This window comes from Leptolyngbya sp. CALU 1928, from assembly GCF_056784215.1.
This window is the reverse complement of sequence record NZ_JBXBCE010000001.1, coordinates 334,674-350,278: the sequence shown is the minus strand read 5'-3', so window position 1 is coordinate 350,278 and position 15,605 is coordinate 334,674. Positions and strand designations below refer to the sequence as shown.

Below are 15,605 nucleotides of genomic sequence, written 5' to 3'. Positions count from 1 at the left end.
TTTACGGGCGTTTTTAATCTTGAAAGACTTGGATGCTGCCGGAGTAGGCGGCGACCCAAATTTGCTGGGTGTCGTTGTCGTAGGTGATGCCGATCGGGGCTGAGTTAACCGCGATCGCCTGCACTACTTGCATATCCGCCGTCCGAACTTTGCTGATGGTGTCTGAATCGTAGTTGACCACGTATAGAAATTGCCCATCGCCAGAAATCGTCATGCTACGGGGAGCGCTGCCTGTAGCAACTTTGGCGACGACTGTTTGAGTTGCCAGATCAATTTTGGCGACCTGCCCTTCTCCATTCAAGGTGGCGTAGAGGTATTTACCAGCCGGATCAAGGTTGAGATGACGCGGCGCATTGCCCACATTCTGCAACCAGTTCACCGAGAAATCATTCAAATTAATCGCTGCCACATCCGAGGAACCCATCACCGCGACGTAGGCAATTTGATTGGGAGCGATCGCGATTCCCCGTGGATAAGGACCTAACGGAATCCGGCGAACTTCCTTGTTTTGCGTGGGATCAATCACGCTGACATCCCAGCTACACCAATTGCTTGCCAGCACATAACGATTGTTGGGCGTGGTCGCCACATACTTCGGCACTGCTCCAACCTGCACCGCCCTATCAATCGTCAGACCTTGGGCACTAATGCGATAGAGAAAGCTCTGGGCGTGGTTTTGCTCTGGGCTACAAACATCATCCGCAGTCCCGCTAAAGCCATCGCCATACATCTCATAGTTAGACACCCACGCAGTTTGTCCATCAGGGCTAAAAGCCGCTTCTACCGGAGACCCTTGCTGAGTGCCGGGATAGCGCGTATAGCCGGAATCTGCCAGTTTCACCTGATCAGGAATCGTTTTGATCAACTTGAACTGGCGATCGTAGACCGTGACGCTGTGGCGATACATCATGTTTTGGGCAAAAAATAGCCCCTTGCCCGAATGCACAATCGATTTAGGCGAAATATCCCCGGTAATAGTTTTTACTAGCACCATTCCCTGAGAGGTCAGCCTATCTTTGATCACATAGCCCAACTGCTGCTGATATTCAGCCAGCTTTTGTTGGGAGATCGCGGCTTGAGCATCAGACTTGGGAACTGTTTTCAGTAGGGCGATCGCCTGCTTCCAATGAGTCGCCGCTTTCTGCCAATCTTGCTTAGACTGGGCAGTTGTGCCAATCACATAGGCTTGATTTGCCTGACTCAACGCTTTATTGAAAGCCTCAGAGGTTGGCTTAGAGCTTGCTTTTAGGCTTGGTGACAGTGTGGGAGTTGCTGTCACGCTTGTCGTTGGGTCAGATGCCAGATAGCGAAACCAGATCACGCCATTGCCGAGCAAAAATACTAGCGGCAGACTTACCAGCATCGACAGCGTGAACGGGCTGACGGTTTGCCACTGGGGAATGGGAAACACCCAATCCTTATTGCCAGTTTCTGCGCCACTGGTAGAAATAGTGGGGGCGATTCCCTTTGGGATCGTGGAACGAATCGCAAATGGATTGTCAACTAGCTCTGGGGTGCCAAACCGAACTTCCTGCACCCACACTGGAGAACTTTGTCCCGCCAGCCGACTGTACACCACCGCAGAAGACAGCCAGCCTAGCCCCAACCGAGCAATGCCGCGCCGAACAAACGCGATCGCTGGAGACGGTGCTAACGTTCGTTCCGACTCCAGCAGCACATGCAGATTGCCCTCTCGAAAAACTGCCCGTGCCGATACCCCGATCGCCTGTAAACTCGCATTCATCAATGCTGCGATCGCATCCGCATCTCCGGATTGAGCAAGCTGTACCACATTTGCCTGAGTCATTGCGCCATCCACCGACCACACTGAGCCACGATAGCCGAAGATAGGAGATTTGAAACAGTACCGAGTTCTGTCATGAATCCCTTAAAAAGGAAAGAACTGAGTGATTAATTAGCTAGAATTATGGCGGTGTTAAGCTGACCAGAGGAAACTCAACTATGTCGGATTTCAATCGTGGAATTATGAAGTTCGATGGAGCAGACAGTCCAGCGGCGATCGTCCTTTCGGCGATCGTGGTTCTAGGTGGCATTGGCGCTCTGATTGTCTGGGCACTTCGGTCTGCCTACGTCTTGGGCTAGCCTGTTTCAAGCGGCTAGTGAGAAGCGACAATTCATTTCAATCAAGACTATTTTCAGGGGCGCAGTTTCGGCTGTGCCCCTTATTGTTTGCGGTTTGGTGTGATAATAGTTCGGCTGTATGTCGGGTGGATGAGGAATGGAGCAAGTAGCTGATGAGGCTCAGGTGACCTCTACAATGCTGGGGAATGGAGCAAACCTCGAATTTGAGCTTCCCGACCCTGAAGATGATCTGATCCCAGAGTTTGAATTTCAGCAGCAGATCGACCAGGCGTGGCAGGTGTGCGATCGCTTTGACCTGCAAACCGATATCTGGCGGGGACGGATTTTGCGAACGGTGCGCGATCGCGAAAAACGCAACAGCGACGGGCGGGGAACGGGCTTTCTCAACTGGCTGAAAGACCGCGAAATCAGCAAAAGTCAGGCATACGCGCTGATAGAAGTTGCGACCAGCGCCGATACCTTACTCGAAGGTGGCTTTCTAGAACCCGATGATGTCAACCAGTTCAGCAAGCGTGCCTTTGTTGAAACTGCCCAGTCTGCCCCAGAAGTGCAGCAGTTGGTCAGCGATGCCGCCCGCCGGGGCGATCGCATTACTCGCCGAGAAGTGCGCCAACTATCCGATGATTGGACAGCCGTTACTTCTGATCTGCTGCCTCAGCAAGTCAAGGAAAAAGCCGCCGATCACACCCTGCCTACGCGCTACTTGGCTCCCTTGGTGAAAGAAATGCAAAAGCTGCCGATTACGCACCAAGTTGTCCTACGCGATACGGTGGCAGAAACGCCCGACGTAGATACGATCAAACAAGTGACTGCCGAAGCGCGTTACCTAGCGAAATACCTGGAAGCTGCTGCTCGTGTGCAAGCTCTGACCAATGAATCCTTGGATTTAGAACTGGCGCTCGAAGAAGCTCTGCGGGTGGGGTGTCTCAGCGCCACGGCGGATCTGGTTAGCCAAGCCTCTCAACTTGAACAAACCGCCGTCAAACTGTTTCTCACATGGAAACGCTTGAATAGCCTGTCGGAACGGGTATATCTCGATAGTGGACAGAGTACGCCCCATCTCCGCACTTTGCTAAGCTGCTTGGGCAATCTTTCGAGTGAAATGATTCAAACACCGCTGGATGACTTAGGCGATCGCGTTGTGCGCCTTCAGGTTTTTCCAGATGAAGAAGAGTTCTAATTGCCCACTAGATCTTTGAAGGGGAGACCCGTTTCTTCGACTAAAACCTGCCCAAATGCATGAGTATTCTCATAGGATTTGTGTGCGCTAATCAGTCGAGCTTGATGATAATCTTGACAACCGATTCGTAGCTCGATCGCATGTTGAGTGCAATAGATCAAGAAGATGGCATTTTTTAGCTTTGGTAACGAATCGCGCTGCATCAACAACCACTCGTGAAAGGGCGTTAGTAATTGGTTTGATAGTTCTTTAACATGCGATGAGCTTCTGCTTCTGAAGAAAATCGATAGTTTGTTTTGAATAGAAACGGCAGAATGCGAGATTCAGTGACCTGAGCAGGCTCCCAAATGCTAAGAACAATCTCAGCACCGCTAGAGATCATGCTGTAGGTCATGCCGTTTGGGAGTTGGGTTGATTTCATGGGAAATACCTCAGGGCTATTTGTAGCTTAGTAAATTGCGTAGTAGTCTGAATTTTCAAATAAAAGCGATCGCCTTTCTATCTATCAAAAGGACTGAATGCATTGTCTCCAAGTATCAATCATGTGAATTTTCTTGGTTTATAGTTGCCAAAAGAGAAATCACCCCTTCTGGATCAAGAAAAAATTCCTCTGCTAACTGTTTGAAGTTTGCTGCCTTTTGAAGCCCCTGCTCAATCTGTTGTATCAAGGAAAAGTAAGTCCGGCGTGAACCAAGAGGGACTTTTGCCAACAGTTGCAATTTCAGCACTTTAAGCTGTTGCTCTGCTGTTTCAATTCGTTTGACCTGCTCCTGAATTGAAACTTGCCCCGCAGAAGGCTTCAGATAAATTTGAGTGTGAAGTTGATTAACCTGCTCCAAAACTTGCTGAAAGGCTTTTTGTCTATTCATGAGGAACTTTTTGGCTATTCTTTATTAAGCCTAACTTTCTAGATGGAATCTGATATCGCTTAAAAGTCAGCAAAAAGTCTGTAAAAAGTCAGGTCTTTGTGCGTTTTGGCAATCAAGGGCGATCGCTCCTGATTGCTTTAGAAATCCTGCAAACTTGTAATCTATAAAAGTATTTTGATTGGCAGTAGATAGATTGAGTTGATGTCAAGAAAACAACACCCATGTTCATTGCATGAGTGTTGAGTTGAGGAACGCGAAATACTGATGGGAACGACGCGATCGCGCATCGGATGAAGCTAGAGCGATCGCCTTTTGGTTCCATACTTTTCTGACTAATCTAGATGAAGACTCCAGCCCTGAATCGCATAAACTTCACTATCTAGAATCTCTTCATCTCGCTCCGAACTATACCAACGAAAACTAAGTCCCTTGATGACTGAGCAAAGACAGTTGATGCTGAAAGGCGACAAAACTCTGCGACGGTAAGCGATGCAGCTACAGCAATATAAATTCCTTTGTGCTTCATCATTGAACTTAAACCCTCATTAGAACGAACCTTCCAAACAACTTAACTGCCTGAGATAGGGTTTGGCGGTCGGTAAAAAGTCATGAAAAAGTCAGTTTTTTTCTGAGGGTGGCGGATGGATGAGGGGCATTTTGAGTAGAACGGAACAGCGAGGACACCTCAAGCGATCGCTCAATCAGGTTCGATGATATCCAGGATTCAATTGGTAGGGGCTGGACTTCGTGCATTCGTTGAAAGTCGCGATAGACCGTCGGGGTCGTCCACCCGATTTTGCCGAGGGCAACGATGTAGACAGAAGTTCCATTGCTCTTGGCTCCTGTCAGTCGGATAGGATAGTTTCATCCCTCTCATTTTTCTGTCTAGCGCTATTTCTTCTGACAGGTTTGAGGATGAGGGCTGCTTTAATCCCACCTGATCTTATGCCTGGACTTTTAAGACTGCCTCTCAGAAGTAGCTTTAGTTAAGAGGCATGGTGAATAGCATCTAAAAAACGCTCTAACTCTAATTCAAAAACATCATCCCAAGCGCCAAATCGAAGGTTGCGCTGGCGATCCCATTCCGCTTCTACTAAAGTGCGGGTTTGAGGATTCATTGACTGAAAAGAAAGGGATTTTCCTAGAATAGTTGCTTTTTCCAACCCTGCCACTAATGCTTTTATTCCTTTAGAGTCAGTGACATCCCCCCACAGAAAATCTACAATTACACTCTCTCCGGCTAAATCTAGCGCTTCTTCTAAGGAGTGTTGAAAACTGTTGCTAGAAAAAGAGTCCAGGTCATTATTGGGCTGAAGCACGATAGTTTGTGGGTTGCAGGAATTGAATGGGTCAATTTCAAAGGGGATTTCTGGGCGACGAAGTGTGCTTTCCATAGGAACCTGATTAAAAATTTGAATGGGTGACGATAGACAGTGGAAAGGAGAAGTTCTCACTCCTCTACAGTGGGATAATTGCATGGAAAAAGCCTATTGCTGGGTCACACCTTTTTGTGTTTTCCATCAGTTCAAAGTGTGCCGCTGGTCATGATAGGGCGTGTTTTATGTCCTGCGATCGCGTGTTGTTTATCACCTTTCCCTAGGATCTAGATCACATATCACCCCTATTCATTGTTTTTATGCCTACTCCCCCTCGCGCTGGATATACGCTGCCGGTTTTTGCTTGTGCGGCGGCGATCGCAGCTTTGCAAAAACTGCAAGATCCTGATCCGGTTCCATCGGTTTTTCTCAACTTGATTGAACCGCCCAAACGGGTAGAAATTGCGATCGAGCAAGCGGTTTGTTTACAGCCGGGAGTTGCCCTTGCCGTAACTCGCAGCGATCCGGGCGATAACTTAGATCTCACCCGTCATACTCCCATTTGGGCGCTTGTGGAATGGGGCACCGCTGAGCAAACCGACGCGATCTCGTTGCAGGGTGGAGAGGGCGTGGGGCGGCTTGCCGATGGACAGGCGGCTTTTTATGCCTATGCAAAACGGCTACTGCTAGAAAACCTGCTGCCTTTACTGCCACCTGGAAAAAAGCTCAGGGTCACCGTGATTTTGCCGGAAGGGAGGCAGTTAGCAAAACGTACCTCCAATGAAGCCTTTGGCGTGGTTGAAGGATTGTCGCTGTTGGGAACGAGCGGCATTTCCCAGCCGTTGAGCGCTCCAGGGCAGTTGGAACTCTTTCGAGCAGATCTCAAACAAAAGCAGACTCAGTTTAATGAATTGGTGTTTTGCATTGGTGAAAACGGTCTGGATTTGGCACAACAGCTTGGGATCGAGCCGAACCGCTTGGTGAAAACTGCAAACTGGTTAGGACCCATGTTAGTGGAAGCGGCGCTCCAAGGGGTGCAGTCCATTCTTTTGTTTGGCTATCATGGAAAACTATTGAAACTGGCAGGTGGAATTTTTCATACCCATCATCATGTTGCCGATGGGCGCATGGAAATTTTGACGGCGCACTGTGCAAAAGTGGGGGTGCCTGCTGCTGACTTGCCAATTATTTTTGCGGTGCCGACCGCTGAGGATGGGTTGAAGTATTTAAGAAATCTGGATGCAAGCAGCGGTACAACGTGGACAGAACAGGTCTATGGCGAAATTGCTGAAGCGATTGATCAGCGATCGCAGACCTACGTTCATGCCCACAGCGATCGCGCGCTGACGATTGGCAGCGTTTTGTTTGATCGTCATCGAAAAATTATTGTAGCCAGCAAAACAGGAGCAGGTTTACTTAAACGATTGATTGAGTCGGGTTAGAATAAAAGGATTAACTTTTAATATTTGTAAAGCCCTCTCTAGGCAGACCTTTAAATTAAATTCTTGCTCACATTTACTCAAATCAGAATTATGGTGACTCTACAAACTCAACAAGAACAAGCTGAATCGGTAGAGAAGCTTGATCGCCAAATCATTATCATTTTGGATTTTGGCTCTCAATATTCTGAGTTGATTGCTCGCCGCATTCGCGAAACCCAAGTTTATTCCGAAGTGTTGTCCTATCGCACAACCGCTGAAGAGATTCAGGAGGTTGCGCCTAAAGGCATTATCTTATCGGGTGGTCCCAGTTCTGTGTATGGAGAGCGTGCCCCCCACTGTGATCCTAAAATTTGGAGCTTAGGCATTCCCATTTTGGGGGTTTGCTATGGGATGCAGTTGATGGTGCAGCAGTTGGGCGGCGGCGTGGAACAGTCGGAACGGGGCGAGTATGGCAAAGCGTCTCTGGTGATTGATGATGCCACTGACCTGCTGACCAATGTGGACGATCTCACAACTATGTGGATGAGCCACGGCGATTCGGTAACCCATTTGCCAGAGGGTTTCGAGGTTTTGGCGCATACAGACAATACGCCTTCTGCCGCGATCGCCCATCATGAGAAAAAACTCTATGGCGTGCAGTTTCATCCAGAAGTCGTGCATTCGATCGGGGGACAGGCGCTGATTCGCAATTTTGTTTATCACATTTGCAATTGTGAACCGACGTGGACGACTGCCGCCTTTGTCGAACAAGCGACGAGAGATATTCAGGCAAAGGTGGGGGATAAGCGGGTGCTGCTGGCGCTATCGGGCGGGGTTGATTCCTCAACGCTGGCGTTTTTGCTGCATCAGGCGATCGGCGATAAACTCACCTGCATGTTTATCGACCAAGGCTTTATGCGAAAACTGGAGCCAGAACGCTTGGTCAAGTTATTTCATGAGCAGTTTCATATTCCAGTGGAGTACGTGGATGCACGCGATCGCTTTTTGGCAGCGGTTGCAGGTGTTACCGATCCGGAGGAAAAGCGCAAACGTATTGGTCACGAATTTATTAGCGTTTTTGAAGAAGAATCTAAGCGCTTGGGACCGTTTGACTATTTGGCGCAAGGCACACTGTATCCCGATGTGATCGAATCGGCGGATACCAATGTTGATCCTAAAACGGGCGATCGCGTTGCCGTAAAAATTAAAAGTCACCACAATGTGGGCGGATTGCCTAAGGATTTGCGCTTTAAGCTAGTAGAACCGCTGCGAAAACTATTTAAAGATGAAGTTCGCAGAGTGGGGACTTCGATCGGCTTGCCTGACGAAATTATCAAACGTCATCCGTTTCCCGGTCCCGGTTTAGCGATTCGGATCTTAGGTGAGGTGACTGAAGAGCGCTTAGAAATTCTGCGAGATGCCGATCTAATTGTTCGGCAAGAAATCAACCGTAATGGAGTATATGACGATTTTTGGCAGGCATTTGCGGTTCTGTTGCCCATTCGTAGCGTGGGAGTCATGGGCGATCAGCGCACCTATGCGTATCCCATTGTGTTGCGGTTTGTCAGCAGTGAAGACGGCATGACGGCAGACTGGTCACGGGCACCTTACGATTTATTGGAGACCATTTCCAACCGGATTGTGAATGAGGTGAAAGGAGTCAATCGAGTGGTGTACGACATTACATCCAAGCCGCCTGGAACCATTGAATGGGAGTGAGTTTATTCAAAGAACTGTGGAAAACTTGAAAGAATCTGTGGAAAACCTGCATATTGTGCATGTCTCCTGTGGAAAACCCCTGTATTAGTTTGGGGAAAAGAAAGCCAGAAACAAAGAGAAACTGCCCACCTGTTTCTGGCATCTAAGTTTTAGAAAGTGATAGTAGATGCTTTTCCCTAAAGGGCTTCTTCTGTCTCTTTGATCTTCGACTTGGCTTTTGCAGCGCTTTTCTTTAAAGCATTAAGCCGTGCTTCATACTTTGATCGGAGCTTCTTTTTAGGAGATTGCTCGATTAGTACTTTTAAGGCACTTCCCAAACTTTTGTAAGCATTGGGTAACGTATAGCCAAACCGGGTGGCAAGGGCGATCGCGCGCTCATCCGCATCCGTTAGCTCCTGCAACGTTTTTTCATTGTTATTTTTTTGCCAAAGCCGCCAGCCCGACACGCCGCACAGAGACAAAGCCAGCACAAGCAGCAAGCCATCTTGTACCCATAGCTCACCCACCGCACCACCTAAGCCGATCGCCAGCGCCGCCATTTCCCACCCATCTCGTGGAATAGTGTCGTTTTGAATGCGCCCAACCTCATGCCAAAACAGCAGGTTGCGCTGGTCGGTTGCCAACTGTTCCCACTTAACCATATCAATCTGAACTTCAACCTCATCTTTGCCGATTTCTTCAGAAAGAATCAGCGCGGGGTTGACAGCAGTCGTCGCTTCCACTGAAACCCAACTTTGCAACTCTGGAGGCAGCAGACCCCGCAGTCGTCGCAATTCGCTCATTTCGGCTCTTGCCGTAGAGGATGCATAAGATGCCATGGACAACTTAAAATACTTCCAAAATCAATACAACTTTATCTCTAGGATCATAGCGATCTTGGTGCCAATTTGGGGAGTAAAATAATTTTTGATTAATAAAAGCTGAAGAGGACGCTAAGAGGTTTGCGATTTGTGAAATGTTAGCGAGGCTTTTCACAGGACTCCTACGGGAATCGCGTTAGCGCATAATTGCTGTTTGAAGGGGCTTCAGAATTGAACTGAGAATAGTAGAGAATCACAAAAGCGGGTAATATCAGCGTTAAGACAGCAATTAGGGTTCCTACGACATTTGCGACTTGATGATCAGACTGTTGAGATGCACGATTAGAACGACTGCCAATATCCATAAATGATGTTCGAGTGAAATCTTGAAGTAAGGGGTTAAATAACGGTGTGATGTAACGTTCCCGTCATATCCTATCTTAACGAGAGATTTTAGAAGTGTCTCTCTTAGTCACTAATCTCAATCAACCCTTGGACAACTATGGCAAAAGTGTACGATCGCATTTCTGATGAGTTGCAAGACTTTATTCGTCAGCAGCCCCTCTTCTTTGTGGCAACGGCTCCACTCAGCGCCACTGGGCATGTCAACCTGTCGCCCAAAGGATTGGATAGCTTGCGGGTCTTGTCGCCGAATCGAGTTGCCTATCTCGATTTGACAGGCAGCGGCAATGAAACATCGGCACACCTGCTGGAAAACGGACGGATCACGCTGATGTTTTGCGCTTTTCAGGAACCGCCTCTGATTCTGCGGCTCTATGGTCAGGGGCGCGTCGTGCTGCCGCATGACTCCGATTGGCAGGAGATCTACTCGATGTTTTCTCCTTTGCCCGGAGCGCGCCAAATTATTGTGGCAGAAGTTGATCGGGTGCAAACGTCTTGTGGCTTGGGCGTGCCGCTGTATGAACTGCAAGACCAGCGATCGCGCTTATTAGAGTGGGCAACGAAAAAGGGAGAAGACGGGTTACAAGACTATCGCCAGCAAAAAAATTCCGTTAGCGTAGATGGCTCACCGACTCCCCTTGCCCATCAAAATATTGATTAAAAGTCTACGCCTCGCTTCAGGTCTACGCCTTTTTCAGCATAGTGTTTGTGGCAGATCATTTCAGAGTGAACGCTTGCCAGATCAAAGTAGGCGGGCAAGTTTTTGCAGCGCCCAGTAATAATGATTTCAGTGTCGCGGGGTTTGCGGAGGAGTGCCTGCACAATCGGTTCTTCGGGCAACAGTTCGAGATCAACAGTGGGATTGAGTTCATCCAAAATCAAAGTTTTGTAAAGTCCAGAGGCGATCGCAGCTCTAGCAATTTCCCAGCCCCGCTCCGCTTCCACATAGTCTAATTCTTGTTGCTGTCCCCGCCAGACGATCGCATCCCGTCCACAGCGCTGATGATCCACTAGATTGGGATAGCTTTGGCGCAGGGCAGCGATCGCGGCATCCTCGGTATAGCCTGAGCCACCTTTGAGCCACTGCATGATCAGCACCCGATGGGATTTATCCTGACTAATGCCGCGCCCGATCGCCTGAAGCGCCTTGCCCAAAGCACTGGTAGACTTACCCTTGCCCTCGCCCGTATAAATTTCAATCCCCTCAATGCCGTTATTCTGCGCCTTGGAGTGATAGTGAGGACGCATTTCTGAGTGCAAATCGGCAATATCTAGCAAGGGTTGGGGTGCAGCGCGCCCGGTGGCAATCACTTCCATGTGATCAGGTTTGCGTTGCAATGTGCTGACCACCTCATCCACAGGCAGCAAACCTAGATCGAGAACCGGATTCAACTCGTCTAGCACCACAACGGAATATAGCCCAGAGGCGATCGCGCCTTTCGCCACATCCCAACCCCGCTGCGCTTCTAGCGTGTCAAATCGAGTAATTTGCTCGACTCCAAAAAATTCAGCCCGTCCAGTGCGCACCTGATCAATGAGATGCGGGAAGCCCCGTTGTAAAGCTTCGATCGCGGCATCTTCATCGTAGGTGCGCCCTGGACCTTTGAGGAAGCGCAACAACAACACGCGGGTTTGCAAATCGCTGTGAATGCCCAATCCAATCGATCGCAACACTACGCCTAATGCCGCTTGAGATTTGCCTTTTCCAGCCCCATCGTAAACATGGATTTGCCCCGTCAAGCGCTCCGATCTGGTTTGAGCCGTCCGAATGCCCACTCCGCTTCGTGTCATTGTTCTCACTATTTCCCTGCTGCTTCATCCTAGCGAATATCCACTTCGCTGCTGGGTAGTGCTACACAAGTAATGATGCGTTGTAGTGATGCGTTGTAGTGATGGATGAAATACCAAATGGCACCAATGTGATTCTCTACTGATTTTGAGAAAGATAAGGTTTTGCGAACCAAGCGAGACACTGGTATCTCACTCTCAAAATCAGCGATGCGTGAAATTGAAACTCGATTGCAGCGCAATCCAGACTTCCCCAAATGGGACATCCTGGTTCAACCTGCTGGTGGGTAGATTTGTTCCTGGAAATCTCCTTAGTAGCGAACTTGGCTGTAGGCGGCTTCTGAAATCGTGGGAATTTCTGCATAGCGACCCAGCGCAGACTGCACAATCGAATAGCCAGCCGCGCCGACTGCTGCTAAAAATAGCGTGTTGAAAAGAGTCTGCGTCACAATGCTAGTGGTTGGAAAAATGGGCGCAAGCACCAACCGCCAGACAATTGAAAATAGGCTGAGCACGATTCCAATCAGAATCGCCTGCATGACGTTGAAGCGGATAAAATGTGAAACTTTGTCGTTCCGAACGACCAGCATATACAGCGCAAAGAAAATTATCAGCGGCATAAATCCGCCAAAGCCGTAGTAGATGCTTATCAGCGGCTGCAATGGTGCAAAGATGAGAATCAACAAGGGCGCAAGAAAAGAGCCTGAGCCAACAATAACCCCAACAACAACCCCAAAAACATCCAGCAAAGGCAATAGATAAGCCAGACAGGAAAAAATGCGATCAGAAGGGGAGACAGAACCACGCCAAGACATATTTTATTTCTCCGATTTGTGGGGTTAGTGACGCTAACAAATTCTTGGATATTGTTAATCTTGAATACTGCTAAGGATAGCGCAGGTGCCTACGGAATGGGTTGTTGGGTATTGGGTTTCAGGAATTAGTGCCTTAGGAACTAGTGCCTGTAGTTGCCGCGCCCAAATATTTTTCTAGATAGGGCGAAAACACTTCATAGATCAGCGTGAGCGGCTGCCCATGATGCCAGAAGAGATAGTGCCGTCCCCACAAAGGACCCGGTTGTTCAAAAGCTTGTTCTAGTTCAACAGAATGTCCATAGTACACACCTTGTACGTCTCGATACAGTTCCGTTCGCAACCGGGCGAGGCTTGCCCAAATAGGGAGCGATCGATTTTGTAGATATTCATCCACGTGACTGGCTTCCCACCAGGATGTAGCATAGGCGAGACGCTGACCCGAAGCCGTTCGCAGCCAGACTTGACGGCGCAAGCGTGGGCTGGGAAGCACCTGGATTTGCTTTGGCGCTCCATCTGATTCCATGCCGATCGCTGACATATCAATCACATCTACTTCCGTCGGTTCGCCAGTCAAAAGCTGAAGATGCCGGGTGGGAGAACCATCGCCCAACATTAATATTTGCCATGCGGGAGAAAGCTGATCGTGGGGCAATCCTCGTTGAATGTCTGTCTCAGTTGCCTGCCAAAGTGGGGTTAGAGAATGCCAAGTCTTTGGCAATAGGGCGCTGTCCGTGGGAATAAAGGTTGCAGTCAATTTTCTTTACACAACTTAACCTCCTCTCAATCATAACCCGTGACGAGTGGGGAATTGCGAATTTCATTGGAGTGCTGTGATTTGTTGAGAAGTAGGCAGAGAGAAAAGTTTCAGCGTTAAGATGCGATCTAGGCAAAACTCAAAACTCCCCATCTGCCGCCCATGCTTTTTTTCTCTGCGATCGCCCGCTTTCTCATCTCTCTCATTCCTTCAGCCAAAGCGTCTCGTAGGGTAGGCTGGGTAATTCTCTGTTTACTGACTGCGCTTTTGGTTGCCGTACCGGTGCTGTCTCAGCAGCCCGTGACGCTGAAATTGCTGATGAGTGCGCCCGATGTCCCACCTTGGACAAATTATCTGGTGAAGGAGTTTGAGGCGCAGAATCCAGGAATTCGTCTGCAAGTGATCGAAGGTCCGAACAATGTCAGTTTGCTAGAAGACCTATACACTACGGCGTTTTTGTTGGGCGATTCTCCTTACGATCTGGTCAGCATGGATATTGTCTGGACTCCCAAGTTTGCGGCAGCAGGTTGGCTAAAAGATCTGACAGAGGAGTTTTCGGAGCAGGATTTAGCCCCTTTTTCACCCTCTGCGATCGCGGGTGGACGCTACCAAAATCGGCTCTATCGCTTGCCAACTCGCAGCGATGCCGGAATGTTGTACTATCGCAAAGATTTACTACAAGCGGCAGGCTTTGACCCACCCAGAACCTTTGAAGATGTAGAACGTATTTCTAAAGCATTGCAACAGCAGAAAGCCGTTCGTTGGGGCTACTTGTGGCAGGGCAAACAATATGAAGGTGCCGCCGCCATGTTTGTCGAGGTACTCCAAGGCTTTGGTGGCTTTTGGGTGAATCCCGACACGCTGGCAGTGGGGCTAGATCAACCCGCCGCGATTCGTGCCGTCGAGTTTCTTCGCAACACCGTCAGTCAGGGCATTTCTCCTCCCGGCGTAACGACCTATGGGGAAGAAGACACGCGCCGGATTTTTCAAAATGGAGAGGCTGCTTTTTTGCGAAATTGGCCCTACGCTTGGTCGTTGCTGAATGCAGATAACTCCCCGGTTAAAGGAAAAGTGGGCATTATGCCAATGATTCCTGCTGCTGGGCAAACGGGCGGATCGTGCTTAGGTGGGTGGGGCTTAGGCATTTCCAAAACCTCCAAACATCCAAAGGAAGCGCTCAAGGCAATTCGGTTTTTGATAGGTGAAACTGCCCAAAAGCAAGTCGTGCTGGATGCTGGCTATGTGCCAACTCGTGAAGCCCTATTCACCGATACCGCCGTAGTCGCCAAATATAACCACTATCCTGAATTACAAAAAGTGGTACAAAACGGCGTGCTGCGTCCCCCGGTCGCCCAATATGCCCAAGCCTCCGATATCCTTCAGCGCTATCTCAGCGCCGCCCTCACCAATCAGCAATCTTCTGAGCAGGCGATGAAAGGTGCCGCAGCAGAGACACGGCGACTGGTGGAAGCGGGGAGAGGGGTGAAATCTGAAACCTGAAACCTGGAACCTGAAACCCAATGACCAACCAATCAACTCTGCGATCGCAAGAACAACGTACTGGGCTGTACCTGATATTGCCTGCCCTCGCGATTTTACTGCTGGTGTTTGCCTATCCAATTGGGCGATCGCTGTGGTTAGGTTTTTTTGCCCAAAACTTGGGAACCGAGTTGAAACCTGTTTTTGTGGGCATCAGTAACTATGCTCGCATTTTTGGGGATGGACACTTTTGGCAAACGTTTGGGATTACGGTGCGATTTACAGTGTTATCGGTGCTGCTGGAAGTGATCTTGGGCATTGGCATTGCGCTAATCCTAAACCAGACGTTTCGTGGGAGAAATGCGGTAAGGGCGATCGCCCTGCTTCCCTGGGCATTGCCCACCGCGCTAATTGCACTGGGCTGGACGTGGATTTTTAACGATCAGTACGGCATTGCTAACGATATTTTACTCCGGCTGAATCTGGTGCAGTCGGGGATCAACTGGTTAGGAGAACCCTTCACCGCAACCCTAGCGCTGATCGTGGCAGATGTTTGGAAAACGACCCCCTTCGTCAGCATTTTGCTGCTGGCAGGGTTGCAATCCATTTCAGGCGATCTCTACGAAGCTCATTCTTTGGATGGGGCTTCTTCCTGGCAAAGCTTTTGGCAAATTACGCTGCCGCTTTTGCTCCCTCAAATTGTGATCGCGGCGCTGTTTCGGTTTGCCCAAGCCTTTGGCATTTTTGATCTAGTGCAAGTAATGACGGGCGGCGGTCCCGGCGGCTCTACGGAAGTAGTATCGCTCTACATTTACGCAAATGCCATGCGCTACCTAGATTTTGGCTATGCTTCTGCCCTGATCGTTGTCACCTTTTTGCTGCTAGTAATTGCCATTTTGTTGAGCAGTTGGCTGATCCAGCGATCGACTTCGGTCAATGAATAGATTTGCAAAAGCTAT

The 15,605-nt window shown here is 49.2% G+C and carries 17 protein-coding genes and 1 pseudogene; 7 read left to right on the top strand and 11 right to left on the bottom strand.

Annotation, left to right across the window (positions count from 1 at the left end):
- Window positions 1–13: 13 nt before the first annotated feature.
- Window positions 14–1,807 carry a YncE family protein gene (locus AC1S5B_RS01625; RefSeq protein ID WP_482033977.1) on the bottom strand — a complete coding sequence of 598 codons (1,794 nt, stop codon included), beginning with the start codon at window positions 1,805–1,807 and terminating at the stop codon, window positions 14–16.
- A gap of 155 nt (window positions 1,808–1,962) precedes the next feature.
- Between AC1S5B_RS01625 and AC1S5B_RS01620 the strand changes: the two genes are divergently transcribed.
- Window positions 1,963–2,103, top strand: a complete 141-nt coding sequence (locus tag AC1S5B_RS01620) for a hypothetical protein (RefSeq protein WP_482033976.1) — start codon at window positions 1,963–1,965, stop codon at window positions 2,101–2,103.
- 136 nt (window positions 2,104–2,239) lie between these two features.
- Window positions 2,240–3,283 (top strand): hypothetical protein, encoded by a 1,044-nt coding sequence (locus AC1S5B_RS01615; RefSeq protein WP_482033975.1) that lies wholly within the window; start codon window positions 2,240–2,242, stop codon window positions 3,281–3,283.
- Here AC1S5B_RS01615 and AC1S5B_RS01610 read toward each other — a convergent pair.
- From AC1S5B_RS01610 to AC1S5B_RS01595, 4 genes are all read right to left on the bottom strand, one after another.
- Complete coding sequence (locus AC1S5B_RS01610) at window positions 3,280–3,486, bottom strand: hypothetical protein (protein ID WP_482033974.1); 207 nt, start codon at window positions 3,484–3,486, stop codon at window positions 3,280–3,282. The two genes, AC1S5B_RS01615 and AC1S5B_RS01610, sit on opposite strands and share 4 nt — an antisense overlap.
- 23 nt (window positions 3,487–3,509) lie before the next feature.
- Window positions 3,510–3,704 carry a hypothetical protein gene (locus AC1S5B_RS01605; RefSeq protein ID WP_482033973.1) on the bottom strand — a complete coding sequence of 65 codons (195 nt, stop codon included), beginning with the start codon at window positions 3,702–3,704 and terminating at the stop codon, window positions 3,510–3,512.
- Between the two features lie 115 nt (window positions 3,705–3,819).
- Window positions 3,820–4,152 carry a hypothetical protein gene (locus AC1S5B_RS01600; protein WP_482033972.1) on the bottom strand — a complete coding sequence of 111 codons (333 nt, stop codon included), beginning with the start codon at window positions 4,150–4,152 and terminating at the stop codon, window positions 3,820–3,822.
- A 986-nt stretch (window positions 4,153–5,138) separates the two neighbouring features.
- Window positions 5,139–5,546, bottom strand: a complete 408-nt coding sequence (locus AC1S5B_RS01595; RefSeq protein WP_482033971.1) for an STAS domain-containing protein — start codon at window positions 5,544–5,546, stop codon at window positions 5,139–5,141.
- A 242-nt stretch (window positions 5,547–5,788) separates the two neighbouring features.
- On the opposite strand from AC1S5B_RS01595, the gene cbiD reads away from it, so the two are divergent.
- Complete coding sequence (gene cbiD / locus AC1S5B_RS01590; protein ID WP_482033970.1) at window positions 5,789–6,910, top strand: cobalt-precorrin-5B (C(1))-methyltransferase CbiD; 1,122 nt, start codon at window positions 5,789–5,791, stop codon at window positions 6,908–6,910.
- Between the two features lie 90 nt (window positions 6,911–7,000).
- Complete coding sequence (gene guaA, locus AC1S5B_RS01585) at window positions 7,001–8,608, top strand: glutamine-hydrolyzing GMP synthase (RefSeq protein WP_482033969.1); 1,608 nt, start codon at window positions 7,001–7,003, stop codon at window positions 8,606–8,608.
- Between the two features lie 176 nt (window positions 8,609–8,784).
- On the opposite strand, the gene AC1S5B_RS01580 is transcribed toward guaA, so the two are convergent.
- Together AC1S5B_RS01580 and AC1S5B_RS01575 are read right to left on the bottom strand one after the other, a co-directional pair.
- Window positions 8,785–9,426 carry a DUF3318 domain-containing protein gene (locus AC1S5B_RS01580; RefSeq protein WP_482033968.1) on the bottom strand — a complete coding sequence of 214 codons (642 nt, stop codon included), beginning with the start codon at window positions 9,424–9,426 and terminating at the stop codon, window positions 8,785–8,787.
- A gap of 164 nt (window positions 9,427–9,590) precedes the next feature.
- A complete protein-coding gene (locus AC1S5B_RS01575) occupies window positions 9,591–9,773 on the bottom strand; it encodes a TLTLP motif-containing protein (RefSeq protein WP_482033967.1) in 183 nt (60 codons plus the stop codon).
- Window positions 9,774–9,910: 137 nt separating this feature from the next.
- Here AC1S5B_RS01575 and AC1S5B_RS01570 point away from each other — a divergent pair, with 137 nt between their 5' ends.
- Window positions 9,911–10,471 (top strand): pyridoxamine 5'-phosphate oxidase family protein, encoded by a 561-nt coding sequence (locus AC1S5B_RS01570; RefSeq protein WP_482033966.1) that lies wholly within the window; start codon window positions 9,911–9,913, stop codon window positions 10,469–10,471.
- Here the strand turns inward: AC1S5B_RS01570 and AC1S5B_RS01565 are convergent.
- From AC1S5B_RS01565 to AC1S5B_RS01550, 4 genes and pseudogenes are all read right to left on the bottom strand, one after another.
- The gene (locus AC1S5B_RS01565; protein ID WP_482033965.1) at window positions 10,468–11,601 is read right to left on the bottom strand and encodes a cob(I)yrinic acid a,c-diamide adenosyltransferase; all 1,134 of its coding nucleotides are present in this window, start codon (window positions 11,599–11,601) and stop codon (window positions 10,468–10,470) included. The genes AC1S5B_RS01570 and AC1S5B_RS01565 overlap by 4 nt on opposite strands.
- 29 nt (window positions 11,602–11,630) lie before the next feature.
- A pseudogene (locus tag AC1S5B_RS01560) lies at window positions 11,631–11,783 on the bottom strand (hypothetical protein); the annotation flags it as partial.
- A 126-nt stretch (window positions 11,784–11,909) separates the two neighbouring features.
- Entirely contained in the window at window positions 11,910–12,413 is a 504-nt protein-coding gene (locus AC1S5B_RS01555; RefSeq protein WP_482033964.1) for a Tic20 family protein, read from the bottom strand.
- Window positions 12,414–12,546: 133 nt separating this feature from the next.
- Window positions 12,547–13,167 (bottom strand): chorismate lyase, encoded by a 621-nt coding sequence (locus tag AC1S5B_RS01550; protein WP_482033963.1) that lies wholly within the window; start codon window positions 13,165–13,167, stop codon window positions 12,547–12,549.
- A gap of 162 nt (window positions 13,168–13,329) precedes the next feature.
- Between AC1S5B_RS01550 and AC1S5B_RS01545 the strand changes: the two genes are divergently transcribed.
- Window positions 13,330–14,667, top strand: a complete 1,338-nt coding sequence (locus AC1S5B_RS01545) for an ABC transporter substrate-binding protein (RefSeq protein WP_482033962.1) — start codon at window positions 13,330–13,332, stop codon at window positions 14,665–14,667.
- Between the two features lie 20 nt (window positions 14,668–14,687).
- On the top strand, window positions 14,688–15,590 hold the full coding sequence (locus AC1S5B_RS01540) for a carbohydrate ABC transporter permease (RefSeq protein ID WP_482033961.1): 903 nt from the start codon (window positions 14,688–14,690) through the stop codon (window positions 15,588–15,590).
- The last annotated feature ends 15 nt before the right edge of the window (window positions 15,591–15,605 follow it).

Coding starts and splice junctions, on each gene's coding strand:
- AC1S5B_RS01625 (WP_482033977.1), bottom strand. CDS start 1,807: ATGACTCAGGCAAATGTGGTACAGCTTGCTCAATCCGGAGATGCGGAT.
- AC1S5B_RS01620 (WP_482033976.1), top strand. CDS start 1,963: ATGTCGGATTTCAATCGTGGAATTATGAAGTTCGATGGAGCAGACAGT.
- AC1S5B_RS01615 (WP_482033975.1), top strand. CDS start 2,240: ATGGAGCAAGTAGCTGATGAGGCTCAGGTGACCTCTACAATGCTGGGG.
- AC1S5B_RS01610 (WP_482033974.1), bottom strand. CDS start 3,486: ATGCAGCGCGATTCGTTACCAAAGCTAAAAAATGCCATCTTCTTGATC.
- AC1S5B_RS01605 (WP_482033973.1), bottom strand. CDS start 3,704: ATGAAATCAACCCAACTCCCAAACGGCATGACCTACAGCATGATCTCT.
- AC1S5B_RS01600 (WP_482033972.1), bottom strand. CDS start 4,152: ATGAATAGACAAAAAGCCTTTCAGCAAGTTTTGGAGCAGGTTAATCAA.
- AC1S5B_RS01595 (WP_482033971.1), bottom strand. CDS start 5,546: ATGGAAAGCACACTTCGTCGCCCAGAAATCCCCTTTGAAATTGACCCA.
- cbiD (WP_482033970.1), top strand. CDS start 5,789: ATGCCTACTCCCCCTCGCGCTGGATATACGCTGCCGGTTTTTGCTTGT.
- guaA (WP_482033969.1), top strand. CDS start 7,001: ATGGTGACTCTACAAACTCAACAAGAACAAGCTGAATCGGTAGAGAAG.
- AC1S5B_RS01580 (WP_482033968.1), bottom strand. CDS start 9,426: ATGGCATCTTATGCATCCTCTACGGCAAGAGCCGAAATGAGCGAATTG.
- AC1S5B_RS01575 (WP_482033967.1), bottom strand. CDS start 9,773: ATGGATATTGGCAGTCGTTCTAATCGTGCATCTCAACAGTCTGATCAT.
- AC1S5B_RS01570 (WP_482033966.1), top strand. CDS start 9,911: ATGGCAAAAGTGTACGATCGCATTTCTGATGAGTTGCAAGACTTTATT.
- AC1S5B_RS01565 (WP_482033965.1), bottom strand. CDS start 11,601: ATGACACGAAGCGGAGTGGGCATTCGGACGGCTCAAACCAGATCGGAG.
- AC1S5B_RS01555 (WP_482033964.1), bottom strand. CDS start 12,413: ATGTCTTGGCGTGGTTCTGTCTCCCCTTCTGATCGCATTTTTTCCTGT.
- AC1S5B_RS01545 (WP_482033962.1), top strand. CDS start 13,330: ATGCTTTTTTTCTCTGCGATCGCCCGCTTTCTCATCTCTCTCATTCCT.
- AC1S5B_RS01540 (WP_482033961.1), top strand. CDS start 14,688: ATGACCAACCAATCAACTCTGCGATCGCAAGAACAACGTACTGGGCTG.